This window comes from Paenibacillus sp. 79R4, assembly GCF_013393165.1.
Taxonomy (GTDB): Bacteria; Bacillota; Bacilli; order Paenibacillales; family Paenibacillaceae; genus Fontibacillus.
This window is the reverse complement of record NZ_QJOT01000007.1, coordinates 202698-221144: the sequence shown is the minus strand read 5'-3', so window position 1 is coordinate 221144 and position 18447 is coordinate 202698. Positions and strand designations below refer to the sequence as shown.

General features: G+C 49.1%; 14 protein-coding genes. 1 reads left to right on the top strand and 13 read right to left on the bottom strand.

Annotation, left to right across the window (positions count from 1 at the left end):
* Positions 1-7: 7 nt before the first annotated feature.
* The gene (locus DMN77_RS12135) at positions 8-898 is read right to left on the bottom strand and encodes a hypothetical protein (protein ID WP_068780184.1); all 891 of its coding nucleotides are present in this window, start codon (positions 896-898) and stop codon (positions 8-10) included.
* Between the two features lie 351 nt (positions 899-1249).
* Here DMN77_RS12135 and pepT point away from each other — a divergent pair, with 351 nt between their 5' ends.
* On the top strand, positions 1250-2488 hold the full coding sequence (pepT, locus tag DMN77_RS12130) for a peptidase T (protein ID WP_179015147.1): 1239 nt from the start codon (positions 1250-1252) through the stop codon (positions 2486-2488).
* Between the two features lie 26 nt (positions 2489-2514).
* Here pepT and DMN77_RS12125 read toward each other — a convergent pair whose 3' ends face one another.
* From DMN77_RS12125 to DMN77_RS24145, 12 genes are all read right to left on the bottom strand, one after another.
* Positions 2515-5247: a GH36-type glycosyl hydrolase domain-containing protein gene (locus DMN77_RS12125; protein WP_179015146.1), complete on the bottom strand. Its 2733-nt coding sequence runs from the start codon at positions 5245-5247 to the stop codon at positions 2515-2517.
* A gap of 352 nt (positions 5248-5599) precedes the next feature.
* Complete coding sequence (gene glnA / locus DMN77_RS12120) at positions 5600-7024, bottom strand: type I glutamate--ammonia ligase (protein ID WP_179015144.1); 1425 nt, start codon at positions 7022-7024, stop codon at positions 5600-5602.
* A gap of 248 nt (positions 7025-7272) precedes the next feature.
* Positions 7273-8319 carry a 3-deoxy-7-phosphoheptulonate synthase gene (gene aroF, locus DMN77_RS12115; protein ID WP_068780180.1) on the bottom strand — a complete coding sequence of 349 codons (1047 nt, stop codon included), beginning with the start codon at positions 8317-8319 and terminating at the stop codon, positions 7273-7275.
* 350 nt (positions 8320-8669) lie between these two features.
* On the bottom strand, positions 8670-9617 hold the full coding sequence (locus DMN77_RS12110) for a 4-hydroxy-3-methylbut-2-enyl diphosphate reductase (protein ID WP_068780179.1): 948 nt from the start codon (positions 9615-9617) through the stop codon (positions 8670-8672).
* A gap of 150 nt (positions 9618-9767) precedes the next feature.
* Positions 9768-11216, bottom strand: coding sequence for a sensor histidine kinase (locus DMN77_RS12105; RefSeq protein ID WP_068780178.1), 1449 nt, complete (start codon positions 11214-11216; stop codon positions 9768-9770).
* A gap of 4 nt (positions 11217-11220) precedes the next feature.
* Positions 11221-11910 carry a response regulator transcription factor gene (locus DMN77_RS12100; RefSeq protein ID WP_068780177.1) on the bottom strand — a complete coding sequence of 230 codons (690 nt, stop codon included), beginning with the start codon at positions 11908-11910 and terminating at the stop codon, positions 11221-11223.
* Between the two features lie 250 nt (positions 11911-12160).
* Positions 12161-13786 (bottom strand): S1C family serine protease, encoded by a 1626-nt coding sequence (locus tag DMN77_RS12095; RefSeq protein ID WP_068780176.1) that lies wholly within the window; start codon positions 13784-13786, stop codon positions 12161-12163.
* Between the two features lie 138 nt (positions 13787-13924).
* Complete coding sequence (locus DMN77_RS12090) at positions 13925-14578, bottom strand: response regulator (RefSeq protein WP_068780175.1); 654 nt, start codon at positions 14576-14578, stop codon at positions 13925-13927.
* Positions 14571-15620: a sensor histidine kinase gene (locus tag DMN77_RS12085; RefSeq protein WP_068780174.1), complete on the bottom strand. Its 1050-nt coding sequence runs from the start codon at positions 15618-15620 to the stop codon at positions 14571-14573. The genes DMN77_RS12090 and DMN77_RS12085 overlap by 8 nt, the downstream gene beginning before the upstream one ends.
* 4 nt (positions 15621-15624) lie before the next feature.
* A complete protein-coding gene (gene liaF, locus DMN77_RS12080) occupies positions 15625-16638 on the bottom strand; it encodes a cell wall-active antibiotics response protein LiaF (protein ID WP_179015143.1) in 1014 nt (337 codons plus the stop codon).
* Between the two features lie 262 nt (positions 16639-16900).
* Positions 16901-17056 (bottom strand): hypothetical protein, encoded by a 156-nt coding sequence (locus DMN77_RS12075; RefSeq protein ID WP_179015141.1) that lies wholly within the window; start codon positions 17054-17056, stop codon positions 16901-16903.
* A gap of 643 nt (positions 17057-17699) precedes the next feature.
* Positions 17700-18443: a 3D domain-containing protein gene (locus tag DMN77_RS24145; RefSeq protein ID WP_068780172.1), complete on the bottom strand. Its 744-nt coding sequence runs from the start codon at positions 18441-18443 to the stop codon at positions 17700-17702.
* Between the last annotated feature and the right edge of the window lie 4 nt (positions 18444-18447).

Genomic DNA, 18447 nt, shown 5'->3' with positions numbered 1-18447 from the left:
AAATTGATTATTTAGTATAAAACTCATAGATTCTGGACCAGCTATAGCTCTCACCGGGAGCAACATTCAGCTTAATAAATATTTCTGGTGAAATAACATGCTTCTCCCCCCATACTGCGACAGAATCAACCGGATAGCTGCTGATTTCTCTGACTCCGGCCCGGCTCTCACGATGATACAAATCCCAGATCCAACCCTGGGACTCATTGGCTTGGCCTACGCTCTGCAAACGGAAATAAAACCAGCTATCCTGGCTTCCGCTCCAATGAATCTCATTGCCTTGAAACAACAGGCTGTCCATCGATCCCTCTTCATCTACTTCAGGAACCAACTCAAACGGGAATTTCAGAGTGTAACCCGTTCCAATCCCACGCTGGTCAATGCCGAGAAAATTGTGATTATATTCGGTTGTAGAGATCGCCTTGCTGCCTTCATTATGCAATGTATAGTCCAGTATCAGACGGTTGCCTTCGATATAGATCTGTTTCTCCAGCCGGGCCGCGTAGCCGCGGCACTCCTCCGGAAATACCGTAAAGCCGAGTTTAGACGGGCTTTCCTGCCTGACCTCCTGCCGATAAGGAATCAGGGGATATTCCTTGTGAAATTGATACGGCTCTTCATCCACCCGAGTCAACAGACCTACTCCCAGCTTGGGAAACTGCTCGCCGACCTGGGCATCCTCATAGCCGATCGGATCGGCGATGCCAAATTCATTGCACAGTCCAGCGCCCCCGGTACCGAATCCGGGAACAAGGCTTTCCGGTACGCAAAAGCTATGATTGCCCTGCCTTAGGGTCACCCCCGTAATAAAACCGCTCCAATCAAAACGCTTGCCCTGATAAAATCCTTGCTCAGCAAAATCTATGATTAGCTGATCGTTTTTTAATTGATACCCCATCTATTCTTTCCTTCCTCTCCAAGGACTGAAGCTTCAGCCCATATCTTGATCTTTTCGAGCTTCATTTAGGCTCCTTTACTTCCGGCAGCCCTATTAAATAAGTATACCTTCCTCCACTCTTTTCGTTAATAGAGCCGGGGGTTTTTCTGTCCCGCTTTTATCCGCCTGCCCGGTTTGATACAATTTATATAAAGGTTGCTTAAAAAGTCGCTTGGTGATCATATAATGAAATCAGGAAGCGGCATCCTCAAGAAACGCACCCTGCATAGATGAAATAGGCTTTGATGCGAATACCGACCCTTTTTGAACATGTACACTTTGTGATTAAATCGATGAAAAGAGGCTAATTTGATGAGAGACGAGCTTATCAACAGATTTACATCCTATGTTAAAGTCGATACACAGTCCAACGAGGACAATCTGGTCTGCCCATCCACACCAGGGCAGCTTACGTTAGCCAGACAGCTCGTGGAGGAGCTGGAAACCATCGGCATGGAGGATATCAGTCTTGATGACAACGGTTATGTCATGGCAACCCTGCCTGGCAATACGGTAAAAGATGTTCCCGTCATCGGTTTCCTGGCTCATCTAGATACCGCTACCGACTTCAGTGGCGCTAACGTTCAGCCGCAGATTTTAGAATCCTATGATGGCGGAGATATCCTGTTGAATGAACCCGGTGATATCATATTGTCTCCGCGCGACTTCCCCGAGCTAAGTCATTACAAAGGCCATACGCTTATTACGACCGATGGTACAAGCCTGCTTGGCGCGGATGATAAGGCCGGCATCGCCGAGATTATGACCGCGATGAATTATTTGATCCAGCATCCGGAGATCAAGCATGGCACGATCCGCGTTGCCTTCACGCCGGATGAGGAGATCGGCCGCGGTCCAGACCGCTTCGATGTTGATGCCTTCGGGGCAGAATTTGCCTACACGGTGGATGGCGGGCCATTAGGCGAGCTGGAGTACGAAAGTTTTAACGCAGCTGCAGCCAAAGTAACCTGCAAAGGGGTCAGTGTTCATCCCGGATCAGCCAAGGGCAAGATGGTCAATTCCGCCAAGATAGCAATGGAATTTAACGCCATGCTGCCTGCGGCGGAAGCCCCTGGGCATACCGTTGGCTATGATGGCTTCTACCATCTGTCCTCAATCCAGGGCGATGTCGAGCAGACACGGCTGCATTACATCATTCGCGATTTTGACCGCGAACAATTCGAGGCCCGCAAGGCCAAAATGCAGAGCATCGCCGACGAGCTGAAGGCGAAATATGGTCCTGAGCGAATTACCCTTGACCTGCGCGATCAATATTACAATATGCGCGAGAAAATCGAGCCTGTTAGCGATATCGTGAACGTAGCCGCCGAAGTTATGAAAGAATTGAAGATCGAACCGATCATTACCCCGATTCGCGGCGGTACGGATGGCTCCCAGCTGTCTTATATGGGACTGCCTACGCCGAATCTGTTCGCCGGCGGTGAGAATTTCCACGGCAAATTCGAATACATTTCCGTGAATAGTATGATCAAAGCGACTGAGGTTATCGTCGGGATTATCCGGAAATTTGAAGAGAGAGCGCAGTCCTAACAGACTGCGCTCTCCGCGCTTCCATACTAAGGGATTCGTTCCAACAGCACTTCGATGACTTGATTGCCCTGCTTCGGCAGCACGTCCAGCAGCTCCCGCGAAATGAGACAACCTCTTCCGCTCATTTTGAGGTCTGTCTGCTGGCCATTTATTTTTACCGCACCTATACGATATTGGCCGTAATCGATCTGCTGCGGGTTGTGATAGACAACCTTCAACATTCGCCCGGCAAACAATGTCTCGACAGAAGCAGCGCCCTCAGCATCAAACTGCGCTCTCATCAGCTTCGGTTCCAATAGTAAATCACCGTAGTATCCCTTTACCCCGTACACTTCCGTAAGCTGTGTCAACAACAGCCAGCTGGCCGAGCCGGTCAAATACGTATACATCCCCCTGCCCCGTTCGTTAATATACTCCGGGACACCCGGGTACATTTTACTAAGGGCAAAATCACTGGACAATCGATATATCGAATCGAGAACCTGGTGGCCCTCTTGTACATATCCGCGTTTATACAAGGCATTGGCATACATAACCGTCATGTGGCTGAACATCGCCCCGTTCTCTTTATGACCAAACGCAAAGCCAAAGGCGCGGCCGAGATTTTGCTGAATGCCTCCAAATCGTGAGTTCAGGCGATAGCCGATGCGCTCATCCTTTAGATATCGCTCTACTGCAGCATGGATTTTATCGACCTGTTCATCGGTTGCTACCCCGCCCATAATGGTAAATACTTGCCCCGTCAAAGTCATTCTGACTCCCTCAGGATCGTCCCCCTCTACACGCTCGCCATCATTGTTGTAGTAGCCGTTGAACCATTCATAACCCTCCTGGCTAGTCACCCATTCGTTGCGGCGAAGATGCGTTATCATCCACTCAGCTTTAAGCCTAAGGTCTTGCGCCACATCCTCGATGCTTAGTTCGACGAGCTTGCCGCTTACGGCCGGTACGATCGATTGATAGTAGCTGTCCAACAGAGCGAGCTTCGATGTTGTGCTATCGTAAGAGACCGGATGTGACAAGCTGTCCAGCAGCCCAGCGATTTCTTGGCCTAACTGGATCGTGTTTATTCCCGATCTTTGCTTCAACTGCAAGAGCAGGTCGGACAAATCCAGCAGGTTGCTGGCATAAAAGGCGGTAAAAGCGACGCTCTCCCCGCGGTTCGGGGCCAGATCAAGCCCATCGTTCCAGTCCGCTCCCTCCAGCTTAATATTGTTGTGTTCCCCGACATTAAAGAACGGAACCAGATTCTGCAGCAAAATATGTTCCAAAATCGTCCCTTCATAGATATCCCCTTCACGGGTCAACAGCTTATTGCCCTGCTCCGGCAGCCAGTTTGTGTCCCGTCCCTTGGAGCGCTGAATAAAGCTGTCCCGGAAATAGGTCTGAGACTGCAGCAAAAAATCAAGATCCCCGCTTTGATGAATATACAGCATTGTTGTGAGCAGCGGCCAGGCACCATGGTCCATCCATACGCGCGGGATATTGTTGCGATCAGCGATGAATTCCCCCGGCTTAGCCCCGATGATCGTCGCGTTGCTGCCATCGATACGTACCCCGGCATAATTGTTCAGCAGCAAATAACGGACCTCCGCAGGCTCCATCACCATCAGCGCCAGACAGTCCTGCCATAAATCGCGCCAGCCCCGGCCACCGCGGCCATAGTCATGGTAAGGCAGAAAAGAATTACCGTAGAGGCGCCGCAGTACCGGCTGCAAGGTCACCCATCTCAACCACAGATCCTGTTCCTCATCTCCGGAGTGGAAAATGATCGTATCCAGCTTCTCGCGCCAATAGCCCTCGTTCTGCGCAAGCAATTTATCGAAGCTGGCCTCGGACAAATACTTTGCCGCGTACTCTTCACCGTTCACTCGTTCCCCGGTAATCAACATTGCAATAATATAGGATTTCGACTCGCCTGCGCCTAATTCGACCTCTTCAAATCTCAAACCTCCAACCGCTTCATAACCTTCTAAATGAACGTCAGGGCCTGCCTGCGCTTCACGGTTGAGAACGACAGCCTCTGGCCAATCCAAGGCCCCGCCTTCTCCAATGAAATCCTCAATCACCGGAAAGAAGCCCGAAGGTCTCCGACCCTGTGCCTCTGCCCCAAGCACGCTATAGGTAACTTTATTGACCCGGTGTCCCCGTTCATCAAAGGACAACGAAGGCTGTACCTCAATGCCATATGTAGAAGTATAAATGCGATGCAGCAAAGAGGTCACATGCCGGTGGTCGCGAAGGTCATCGGCCGAACGTCCATACAACGGAATCGCCGCTGTAGCGGTGAAGCGGACAGGCGTATCCCCCGTATTCGTGAGCTTCACCTTCATCAATTCAACTTGATCTTCAGTAACCGGGACAAAGTTCGTCGTCTCGGCAGTGAGCGGCAGCATGCCATGCCTGCGTGTGATGCGATGCCATAGAAATCCGGCCTCCATCTGACTGTACTCTCGGCCCCTGGCAACTTGTTGAGCGTTCTGCCGCGCGGAATTGCCGCTGACCGACCAGGCCCCTTCCTTCTCCGTGTAAATCCAAAAATTCCGTGCTGCCTTTGAATTGTGCAGGGTTTCGGCTGATACAGGCTCCGTCAGAAAGCTGTTATGTCCGGTTGTGATCTGTCCATGCAAATTCGGGGTGATCGACGACATCATCCCTGCCTCATTCACTAACGGAAAATACAAATAGCTGTAACTCTCCGGCTGCTCAAGCTTGAACTCCCCTTGCTTCCCCGCATATTGCCATCCTCTTGCCTTCATCCCATCTTCCTCCTCATGAATAGTTGCTGATAAAGTACCTATTACTTCATTCGAAGCGAGATTGATGCTGTACCTCCTGTAAGCTGAATTGCAGTCATTTATCGGCTGAAAGAGAGGATTTTCTATCACGCAGTCGCCCTCTATTTCGAAACCGGTTTCGTTTTATTTATTATCTCATTTCCGCCTCTCTGATGTAAAGGGATGTTCACGAATCTGCAACATCATTATCCAAGAACTGCTATCCCTCAATCGCCACGATCTGGACATACAAGAAGAAGCTCCCCTGAACCTCTTTCTATTCCGGTTCATGGAGAGCTTCAACCCCTTCTATCATAGGAAGCTGGATGCAATTTTACAAATCATAATATAAGCCGAATTCATAAGGATGAACACGAATCGCTACCGCTCTGGCCTCAGCACGCTTGAATTCAATATAGTTGGCGATGAATTCGTTCGTGAACACGCCGCCTGCGGTCAGGAACTCGCTGTCCGCCTCAAGTGCATTCAATGCTTCATCCAGCGAACCCGGTACGCTGCGGATGCCTTCCTTCTCCGCTTTGGACAGTTCGTAAATATTTTTGTCAAAAGGACCGTAGCCTTCCTTAACCGGATCGATCTTGCGTTTGATCCCGTCCAGTCCTGCCATCAGCATCGCTGAGAAAGCCAAGTATGGATTAGCCGTGGAATCCGGAGTCCGGAACTCGATGCGGCAGCCTTTTGGCGTTACAGCGGCGACGGGAATCCGTACAGCCGCAGAACGATTGCCTTTGGAATATACGAGGTTGACCGGAGCTTCATACCCCGGAACTAGACGCTTAAAGGAATTGGTGCTCGGATTGGTAAAAGCGATCAGCGCCGGGGCATGGTACAAAATGCCGCCGATATAATGCAGCGCAGTCTCACTCAGGTTGGCATACGCCCCTTTTTCATAAAATAGCGGGATATCGCCGTTGAAGATCGATTGATGCACATGCATCCCGCTGCCGTTATCGCCGAATAGCGGCTTAGGCATAAAGGTCGCTGTCTTGCCGTACTGAATCGCCGTATTGTGAACGATATATTTATAGACCATCAGATTATCCGCCGTTTTCAGCAGGGTGTCGAAGCGGAAATTGATCTCGGCCTGGCCGGCAGTCGCCACTTCATGATGGTGACGCTCCACCTCAAGTCCAGCTTCTTCAAGCAGGCGGCACATTTCGCTGCGGATATCCTGCTGCTTGTCAGCCGGCGCCACCGGTACATAACCGCCCTTTACCGGAATTTTGAAGCCCGTATTGCCGCCTTCCTCAGTTCGTCCCGAATTCCAGGAGGCCTCCTCGGAATCAACGGAATAAAAGGTTCCGTTAATCTTATTCTCATAGCGAACATCGTCAAAAATGAAAAATTCCGATTCAGGTGCGAAGTAAGCTGCTGTACCGAGGCCGCTCGCTTGCAAATACTCTTCGGCTCTTACCGCGATGCTGCGCGGGTCACGCTCATATCGCTCTCCCTCCGGCGTGAAAATATCACAAAATACGTTTAACGTCGGATGAGCGGTGAACGGGTCTACGAATACTGCGCCATGATCCGGCATCATCACCATATCAGATTCCTCAATCCCGCGGAATCCGGGAATAGATGAGCCGTCAAAAGCTACTCCATTAACGAAGGTATCCTCGTCAACTTGCTTCGCTGGAAGCGTAATATGGTGAGCCCGGCCAGACAGATCAACAAACCGGAAATCCACCCATTCAATCCCTTTTTCCTTGATAGTTCTCATTACAAGCTCTGCTGACATGTTGTTTCCTCCCCAGATCACGAACATTATTTGCAATAATTACATTAAATGTTCATGCTTACGATTTATTCTGAGGTCATTATAAAACCGTGAAATTATGTCGTCAATAGTGATGTCAGGTATTTTTACATCATAAATAAGGTATTATTACACCTAGTACAAACTTATGGCTAAATAGTATAAAGGCCCTCCGTCATAAAGACAGAGGACCCTGTTTATTTCATGGCCAAGCATGGATCTTTTACGAACTATCTGCTTTGCAGTGCAGCCTTTGGCGTGTCAAATCTCTTGCCTACAATCGGAGCCAACTTCTCGAGATCCTGCAGCAAGGCGGCAAATTGATCCGGGAACAAGGACTGCACGCCATCCCCGGTCATCGAATTGTCAGGGTCGGTATGCATCTCAATAATGAGTCCATCCGCCCCGGCTGCAACCGAAGCCTTTGTCATTGGCTCAACCAGCTCGCGTCGTCCGGTGCCATGGCTCGGGTCCGAAATCACCGGCAGGTGGCTAAGCGATTGAAGCACCGGAATGGCTGACAAGTCGAGGGTATTGCGGGTATAGGTCTCAAAAGTACGAATACCGCGTTCACAGAGCATTACATTCGGATTCCCACCTGCCAAAATGTACTCGGCAGCATTCAGGAACTCATCGTATGTAGCGCTGAATCCCCGCTTGAGCAATACCGGTTTGCCGCAAGACCCCAGCTTGCGCAAGAGATCAAAGTTTTGCATATTTCTTGTGCCCACCTGGAGAATATCAGCGTATTCCGCGCAAACGTCAACATATTCCGGTGTCATGACTTCCGTAATCGTCAGCAGGCCATGCTTCTTGCCCGCCTCGGCCATCATTACAAGTCCTTCGACACCGATTCCTTGGAAGCTGTAAGGGCCTGTACGCGGCTTAAATGCGCCCCCGCGCAGCACCTGACCCCCAGCCGCCTTGACTAGGCCGGCGATTTCATCAATTTGTTCCGGAGATTCAACGGCACAAGGACCACCCATGATGACCAGGTCTCCCCCGCCGATCTTTACATCACCGATTGTGATGACCGTATTCTCAGGATGAAAATCACGGCTCGCTAATTTATACGATTTGGATATTTTGATAACATTCTCAACATCCTTCATCTGCCGCAGATGCTCAGCAAGCTTGGGTTCAATACTTCCAATGAGACCGATCACTGTACGATCCTCCCCACGTGAAATATGAACCTGCAATCCCTCTTTCTCTATAACGGCTATAATCTCCTGAATCCGTTCCTCAGATGTTCGATTTGAAGTTACTACGATCATTATCATTTCATCCTTTCCTTATCCATTGATATCATTTAGGGATATTTATATAGCTCCCAGCTATGTTTCACTGTTGCGCTTAAACGCTTGTTCGCTTTTAAGCTTTTAATCGTTAAAGAAAATATACTCTATTGGACCACTTCCGTCAAGATTGCCTCATAACAGCAAGTAGAAATGTGAATCTCGTACTAAAAACATGCATAACAAAGGAGCCCGTTCGACCGAAGGCTGCAGGAATACGAGAATTCGATGACCATACATTCGAGCTGCGGCTCGAATGCAAAATTCCCGATCCCGAAGCCTCAAGTGACGAAAGAGCTCCGTGATAAATCGTATATGATTAGGAAGCTTTATTTCTTGGCAACCTTAACCGGAGGAAGCAGCTTCTGCATATTAACCGTTCTGACGATCTCCCAGGTGGACGGATCGTCCGGATTATACTGCTCCAAATAATTGATGACTTCCTTCGTGATCGGCGTTGGTGTAGAAGCTCCTGAAGTCACCGCTACCTTGCCGACTCCCTGCAGCCATTCCTGCTTGATCTCAGTCACATCAGAAATCCGGTATGCCGTCACGCCGGCGATCTCCTCCGATACCTGTGCCAGCCGATTGGAGTTATTGCTGCGCGGATCGCCTACAACGATAACCAGGTCCGCTTGACTGGCCTGCTCAGCAACTGCTTGCTGGCGCATCTGGGTAGCCAGGCAGATCTCATTATGCACCTCGGCCGCCGGGTACTTTTCCAACAGCTTCTTCATAATATGCTTAATGTCCCACTGGCTCATCGTCGTCTGATTCGTGATCACAATTCGGTCAGACGTCAGCTGAAGATCGGCAATCTCCTCTTCCTTCTCAATCAGATGAACCTTATCAGGAGCGACGCCGATTGCCCCTTCCGGCTCCGGATGGCCTTTCTTGCCGATGTAGACAACTTCGTAGCCTTCGGCAACCTTCTCCTTGATCAATACATGGGTCTTGGTCACGTCTGGACAAGTCGCATCCACCGTGGTCAACCCTTTCTCACGAGCCAGCTTTCTAACCTCCGGAGATACCCCGTGAGCCGTGAAGATCACAGTCCCGCTCTCTACCTGACTCAGAATTTCCATCCGATTCGGGCCATCCAGCGTAATAATGCCTTCATCCTCAAAGGATTGAGTCACATGACTGTTGTGAACAATCATGCCCAGAATATATATAGGCCGTGGAAGATCGAGATTTTGCGCAGCCTGTCTGGCCAGCACCATCGCATCGACAACTCCATAGCAATAACCGCGCGGCGTAATTTTAAGCACTTCCATGAATTATTCCCTTCTTTCCGTGCGTCCCTTCTAGTGTGTATTCAAAAGTCATCCTTGAACGGCTTCGATCCGTTTTCTGATCACAAGTGGACTTTTGAGCAACCTCTACTAGCGAGAGAAGCGGATAATACGAATCCTCCCTATTATAGCCTATTCCGGCAAGGCATTAAAGAGAGCCGGAAGCCAGATGATAAAAGAAGTCCCTTCGCCCAGCTTGGTAACCACCTCAACCGATCCATCATGCTCATCAATAATCCATTTTGCAATGGATAATCCGAGCCCAACCCCCTGGATAACACCGCGGGAAGGATCGGCCCGATAGAATCTCTCGAAGATATGCGGAATCTCGCTCTTATCCATGCCTATGCCTGTATCCGTGATGCGAATACCAATCTGTTCCCCCTGTCTGGCCGCATCAATCGTTACGCTGCCCTCCGGCGTGTATTTAAAGGCATTCTCAATAAAAATGAATAACAGCTGCTGCAAATAATCCTTATTCCCCATCACAGCAGCCCCCCTGACAGCATCCAGATTTCCTTGCAGCCAGGCTGCATTGCGGGGAAGGAATTGTGCTCTGCGTATGACCTCTTCTATTAACGGAGAGAGAGCCAGCGGTTCTTTGTTTATAGTCTTGCCAGCATCAGCCCGGGCGAGCGACAGCAAATCGTTAACCAGACTGCTCATCCGCCGCGCTTCATCCGCGATGTCCGTAATCGCCTCCAGCGTATAGATCCGCTTCTGCTCCTCATCCAGCTCTACGCGTTTTTCTCCGATCTCGCCCCACATCTTCTGCAGCAGATCCACATTGCCACGAATCGTCGTCAGCGGCGTCCTCAATTCATGGGAGGCATCGGAGACAAAGCGGCGTTGAGCTAAATAGGCTTCATCCAGCTCGTTATAGAATCCCTCCGTGCGCTCTAACATCCGATTGACCGTGCCAATTAATTGACCAATCTCATCGTCCGGACCTTCATAATCGATTCGTACGCTCAGATCATTCCCAGTCTGGATCCCGTTAGCCGCCTCAATAACCTTGCCGATCGGCGCCATAGACTGACGGGCCAGGAACATCCCCAGCGTTGCGGCAAAAATAAGCGAAATCGATGATCCGAATAATAACACATTTCTGACCAGACCCAGCAAACGCTCTTCAGCCCCGGTATAGGCACCTAATTGGAGCAGACCGATATTCGTATTTTTATATTGTAAAATGGTCTGATACAGTAAAAATGAATTCTCACCGATCCGAATGCTCTGATATCCATTGCCATTTTTAAGCGCCCCCTTGGGCAGCGGAAATTGAAGATTTAATTCCTGCATATTATTCGATCGGTTGATCGTCTTCTTCACATCGTTATAGATTTGCGCATAAATCTGCGCATCCTCCAAACGATTGTTTTGGCTGGGCTCTAAAGAGATGTCTAAATTCACGGGATCCAGAATCAAAGTTTGAATCCGGTTAGCCTGCTCCTCCAGCCGGGTCTTTACTTCCTGATACGTATAGAAGCGTACCAATCCATAGAACGAAGCACCGAACAATATCAATACGACTGCTAGTATGCTAGTATACCAAGCCGTGAGCCGTAATCTTATCGACATGCTCTTAGTCTCCTCTCAGAATGTAACCGGCTCCGCGAATCGTCTGAATAATGCGTTTACCGCCGAACTCCTCCGTCTTCTGCCGCAGCATGGCAATATAAACCTCAAGTACATTGGACTCGCCGCTGTAATCATAACCCCAAATTTTATCCATAATCAGATCTCTAGTCAGGAGGCGCTTCGGGTTCTGCATGAACAGATGCAGCAGATCGAATTCCTTCGCGGTCAGCTCCAGTCTCTCCCCGCCACGAATCACTTCTCGTGAATCGAGATCCATGATGATATCCTCAAAGATCAAGCGATGTTCACCGTTTTCTCCGCTCCCATGATCCTTCCGTCGAAGCAACGCGCGTACCCGGGCCAACAACTCCTCAAGCGCAAACGGCTTCACCAAATAGTCATCCGCTCCGGTGTCCAGCCCTTTAACACGGCTCTCCACTTCATCCTTGGCCGTCAGCATCAGCACCGGCACCGTACTCCCGCCTTCGCGCAATCTTCGGCATACCTCGAAGCCATCCACCTTCGGCATCATCACATCCAGAATGATCATATCCGGCTCTGCCGTCATCACCATAGATAAGCCTTCCGCACCATTTTGGGCCGTATATACATCGTACCCTTCAAATGCCAAGCCACGCCGCAGCATTGAAGTGATCTTCTCATCATCATCGATAACTAGAATAACTGACCTCATAAGCAACCTCCTCTGATCAAGAACCATATGTCAGGATCAAGCAATTATGGCCCCAGTCTTTACCTATATTCTATCAAAATTCAAACCCAAACTTAAACTTGTCGCAAAAAGACGGCAGGCCCAAGGGCCCGCCGCCTCCTTTAACGCCCAGGATCAGACGCATCGACCTGCCGATAAGAGGTAGTTCAAAAAGTCCTGGCTTCATTCAACCTTACCGGTGCTGAAAACCAGACTTTTTGAATACACGCGATTACTGAACGTTCGCAAAGTCATTCTTATTGCCAATCTTAATCTTCAGATCCATCTTGTTGCCATCACGGACAATATTGAAGGTAACCTCATCACCGACATTTTGCTTCTGGATATATTCAATCAGCGTTTCCTTGGTGGCAAACTTCTTGCCATCGGCTCCTGTAATGATATCGTACGGGCGCAGGTCTGCATTATAGGCCGGAGACTTGAACACAACGCTGGATACCACCGAGCCTTCCTTCACATCTGAACCCATTTGCGCAGCGACTTCATCACTCATCGTCATCAGTGTGGCGCCGATAAATGGAACCGGTTTTTCCGGAATCTTCTCGTTATTCTTCAGCTTATCGATGACTTCTTTGACCGTACTGGTCGGAATCGCAAATCCAATACCTTGAGAATCCGCGCTAACTGCAACGTTAATCCCTACAACCTCACCATTCAAGTTCAAGAGCGGACCGCCAGAGTTGCCGGGGTTGATCGAGGCATCCGTCTGCAGCAAGTGCTCATACTCCCGGTCTTTCTCCCCATTCTCGCCAGCGATGGTGATGCTGCGCTCTCTTGCACTAAGTACGCCCGTAGTAACGGTATGGTCAAAGCCTTTCGGGTTCCCGATAGCTACCAGCCAATCGCCGACCTGCGAGTTGTCAGAGCTTCCTAGCGGGATGGACGGGAAGTCGTTATTGCCCTCGATCTTCAGCACGGCGAGATCAAGCTCATAGCTCGTGCCAAGCACCTTGGCTTCATAGGGTTTCTCGGTATTTTGTACCGTGACTTGAACAACATCGGCATTGTGGACCACATGTTCATTGGTCAGGATATAGCCGCTCTTATCGAAGATGAACCCGGAACCGATACCGGTTGGAACCAATTGGTTCGAGTTGGATGAGGAACCACTGCCATCAGTGCCATTGCCGTTTCCATTACCGTAACCTCCGTTACTCGAATCATCACCGAAGAAGAAACGATAGAACGGATCATCACTATAGGAATTGCTGCGGCTTGACTGCTTGCCAGCTTTGACCAGCGTCTCAATCTTAACCACCGCCGGTCCGGCTTCCTTCACAACACCCGCCACATCTGTAGAGCCTGCCACCGGATAGGAAGTGGTCGACGCCTTCGAAGCTGTAGTATCGTTGCTGCCTTGATTCATATTCTGTTCAGCTACGGTTGGTTGGGATGGATTTCCTGTAAAAACATGAGCATAGTCAGCAAACGCCATCCCGCCCCCCATGATCAGCATACCTGCCAGGAAAGCAGCGATGATGGATTTGGCAGAGGATTTCCTCTTCGGCTTATTGAACTGCCAGTTGCCTGAATTTTTGGGAGGTAGTGCCCCTCCTCCTCCACCATTTAATGCGCCAGCGTCCTCGGTTGAGGAACGGTAACCATATGCGTTCGGGAGCGGCTTCACCGGCTGCGGTCTTGTAATCTCAACATCCTGCGACGGGCCTTCGCTGCCCGAGTAACTGCTGCTGGTGCTAATTCCTTCCGGCTCCTTGCTATAGGATTGGAACGGACCGTAAGAATAATAGTAGGAAGCGCCGGAATCCTGGGTTCCTTGTGATCTATCGCTTTCATCCTCTTTGAAGGGTTGACCCGATTTGTTTTTATCCTCTTCCATGATTAATATACCTCCTTCCCCTTGATGCTACAGGGGTAATTGATTGTTTGGGTTGTTATCTCGTTTACATTTATTATTTTGTACCAAGAACCTTAAACATACCTTAAAAACAATTAAAAAGGAGATAAAAGCTGGAAGTTAGCTAACCCACCCTTGACGATGAGCAAAAATGGCCAATTGCGTACGATCTTCGAGATCGCATTTCATCAGCAAATTGCTGACATGAGTCTTGACTGTCTTGATGCTGATATGCAGTTCTTCTCCAATCTCTTTGTTGCTCTTTCCTTCAGCAATAAGCAGCAGTACTTCCTTTTCACGCTCGGTCAGATCAGTATCATCGCCCTGTACCGTCCGCTGGCGAAGGCCGCGTGTCAGTGCTTGAGCGATCTCCCCGGTCATCACCGGCATGCCGCGGCTAGCCTGCTGCAGGGCATGGATCAGTTCATCTGCAGACACCGTCTTGAGACAATAGCTAACCGCTCCGGCTTCTACCGCCTGCACGACCAGGTCGTCTTCTATGAAACTCGTCAGGATGACGATTCTGATTTGCGGATAACGCTCCAGTACGGCCCTTGTTGCTTCTACTCCGTTCATCACCGGCATCATAAGATCCATTAATACAATATCAGGCAGAGCATTCTCCGGGTTAGCGTTCATAAAATCAACCGCTTCTTTTCCGTTTCCTGCTTCAGCAATAACCTCAAAAAGGGGATCCATCATTAAATAAGTTTTAAGTCCCATTCTAACCATATCATGATCATCAACAATCATCACCTTAATTTTATCACTCATTTACAGCCGCCTCTTTTCCCGTCTCAAATTTCGGAATATGCACACGGATGGTTGTCCCCGCTCCTGGCTTGCTTATAATCTCGACATGACCGCCAAGCTTCTCAGCCCGTTCACGCATGGTGGTTAGTCCATAAGATCCTGGTCTCTGAGCAGTACTACTGCTGAACCCCTGGCCGTCGTCGCTAACACTGAGAATGACCTGTCTTGGACCTTCCTTGAGCGACATGCTGACTACTTTTGCACCGGCATGCTTGACAATGTTGGCCATTGCTTCTTGAATAATCAGGAACAATTGATGTTCCTTGGCTTCCGATATGCCTCCTTGAATATCAAGGTCTTTCATCCCTTTCAGCCCGTTCTGTCGGCAATAATCAGGAAACCACTGATCAAGCGCTTCTGCAAGCGACTTGCCAACAAGCTCCATCGGGCGAAGCTGGGCGATGAGTGCGCGCATCTGCTTCTGCGCCGTATTCGACATTAGAATCAGCTGCTCCATCACGGTCTGTGCCTGGGCTTCATTAATCTCCAACACCTTGGGAAGCGAGGAGGCGGCCATATGAATGGCAAATAGCTGCTGGCTGACCGTATCGTGCAGGTCACGGGCCAGTCGGCGCCGTTCCTCCAGTACCGCAAGCTCAGCTGCTTGCTCCTTCTCGACAACCTCCTGCTCGCCAAGCTGCTGCAGGAGCTTCATCTTCTTTTCCACCGCATCCGTCATATTGTTGAACTCTTGATATACCCCGGCAAAGGATTGATCCAGTGTTTCGGGCATTCGTATGGATAAATTCCCCTTGGCGGCCTGAAGCATATTTAGATGCAGCAGATCAATCCGTCCCTGAATACGACGGCCAGCGATATAGCCAATGATTAGTGTTAATACGACGATCGTTATCGTCTCATAGAACCAGACATGGGGATCACCAATGATGATGATCCCCGCCCTAACGCCGATATAGGAAGCAATGGCCGCCAAACTGCCTGTCAGCAGAAAGAATCCGAGCAGCTCCCATTTTGTATTTTTTAGAATCCGTTGAACGATCATATTATCAACCCACCATATTTACTTTGACATCCCCGATAAATACACTGATGATCAGCTTCACTTTCTTGTTAGCCTCATTATAATATGGAGTCTGCGCCTTAATATTGCTCATGAAACCGCCCTGCTTCTGGGAGAAGACAGACAGGTCGCCGATAAATGCACTCGACACAGCTACAACGGCGACATCCATATCGTCAGGCACAAAAATTTTCACATCGCCAATAAATGCTGAAATATTAATCTTTGTCTCACCGTAAGGAATCTGGGCCTTGGTTAAATCGATAATGGTATCTCCGATAAAATGGGAGATGTTCATCGGCTGCAGCTGGAAATATTCCTGGCCCATATGAACATCGCCAACGAAACCTGATTTGTTAAGCGTCTCTTTAGAACCAAAATCGTTGAACTTCTTATGGAACTGTTCCTTCCAACCTGATTTGTTATCCATTTCCTCTGAATCGTAGGATCCATGCATTCCATTTCCTTGCTGCTTCTTATCGAATGGACTGTCGCCAAAATGATTGTAATCGAAGTTGCCCGATCCCATTTTCTTCTCTTTCTTAGGCTTCTCCATCGCTTCAAAGATCGAGTCCAGCGACGATTCCATCTCCGAAATGGGAGGAACCGGCGGCTTTGGAGGTGCCGGAGGCGGGAACGGAGGCTGCTTGAACCGCGGAGAACGCGGCTTGAACAGCAGATTTATACCGGCGATAATCAATGCTAGTGGGACAAAAAACTTGAAGAACTGCCCGGGGTCAACCTGTACCAAGTCCAAATTCCTGGCCAGGAAATAACCGCCGATCACAATCAGAATAACACTGCCGATCAAGCTGCCTCCACGTCTGTCTCCATTAGCAAAACTCGCGATACCGCCAAGAATAAGAAATACCGGCCAAAATGTTCCGAACAAATAGCCTATACTGATATCGGTGTAGCCCATCATATTCATTATAAAGATACTGCCGATTGATATTAATACAAGACCGCCGATCAAGCGACCTATGTAGTTATGTTTCATTTTCATTCCCCTCCATTTACTCGTCATCTACTGTATCAACAGTGTAACGCATTTCAATGACAAGCAACAGCGGCGCGGGATGGAACATGCTATCAGTCTCGAGACCGAGTCGTTTTACTTTTTCTTACAGACTAATTTGAAACTTTGCCAAGCGAATCCTTTGAGATAGGACTGGATAGGAATTCTAAAGCAACCAGCAGCCAGCTTATACAAAAAAGGGCAACCCGAACGGGCGCCCTGTAGATCTCGTTGTATCTCTCAGTTATTGCACATGAGAACCTTGTTTATGTTTGACATTACGGGAAACTTTTTTAGCCGTAGCTGTTGTCAAGTTCTCCTCAGCAAACTCGGCATTAAACTTCTCGTTAGGAGTCTTATAGCCGGGAGAAGCTGCTTTGTTTTTATTTTGATTTGGCACAGATTTCACCTCCCTTGCACTTTCGCGATAAGAAGTCTTTATTATCGACTTAACGGCACGTTCTTTCAGAACGAACCAACCTTATTATGCAAGGACCTCAGGGAAACTATGCAACTTTCAAACAGGTTAAAACTACCTCATAACTCACTGCCAGGGGCCGAGGAGCGCAGCGTACGGTTTGGGTACGTGAGCACCGGAATACCCGGCTGAATTCAAGATTCGATGCTGAATATGCTCTCAGTGTTGCTTCGTGATCAAAAGCGAATTTTTGAACGACCTCACTATTTCAGGTTCAAAAATTCATTTTTCAGCACCGAGAAGATTGGATGAAGTCAGGGGCCGAGGAGCGCAGCGTACGGTTTGGGTACGTGAGCACCGGAAGACCCGGCTGAATTCAAGATTCGATGCTGAATATGCTCTCAGTGCTGCTTCGTGATCAAAAGCGAATTTTTGAACTACCTCATTAAATCAGGTTTAAAAATTCGCTTTTCAGCACCGAGAAGATTGGATGAAGGCAGGGGCCGAGGAGCGCAGCGTACGGTTTGGGTACGTGAGCACCGGAAGACCCGGCTGAATTCAAGATTCGATGCTGAATATGCTCTCAGTGCTGCTTCGTGATCAAAAGCGAATTTTTGAACGACCTCTATACGGCTTTGTTCCAGAGGTCTTCGGGGATCTCCTTACCAACCTCCATCGCCTCGCCCAGCTCACGCAGCATAGCCTCCGTCAACTTACCGTTACCATTGCGGATGACCTGAACCTCAACTTCCTTCTTGCCCCATTCTTTATAAACCTGCTTCGTCGTTTTAAAATACAGATCAATCTTCTTGCCTTTGATCGCCGAGCCCTTATCCGCTACAACCCCATAGCCATAGCCAGGAATGTACAGAATCGTTCCAAGCGGGAATACCTTCAGATCCGCTGCAATCGTAGAGACTGTATTTTTATCGCGGCGTACCTTGACTCCGGAGTACGTGATGCCATATTCCGGATGGTTGGGCTTTTTGCCAGTCGATTCATAACCAGCGGTATACCCCGTAGCCATCACCTTGACCGTCTTCACTTTCTTCTTGACTGATTCGGCCTTTTCCGCCTTATCAACCTTCGGTTGTAACGGCCTTTGCATCATTTCCATCGACTTAGGTATCATGACCGTTTGCTGCTTGACAGCTGGATTACCAAATGATTCCTGCCTTGATTGAGTGTCCAGCAAACGCATCTTCTCAAAATATTTCTTCTGTTCATAGTACGGATCTGCATACGATATATTTGTCACATTTGCCGATTTGGCTGCCGCAGGAATATGATCCAGTGAAATTCCGTGCAGAAGCATGCCCGTCAAAATACTTACCAATACAATTTTTTGCCATAAAATAATTTGGCGCATACGA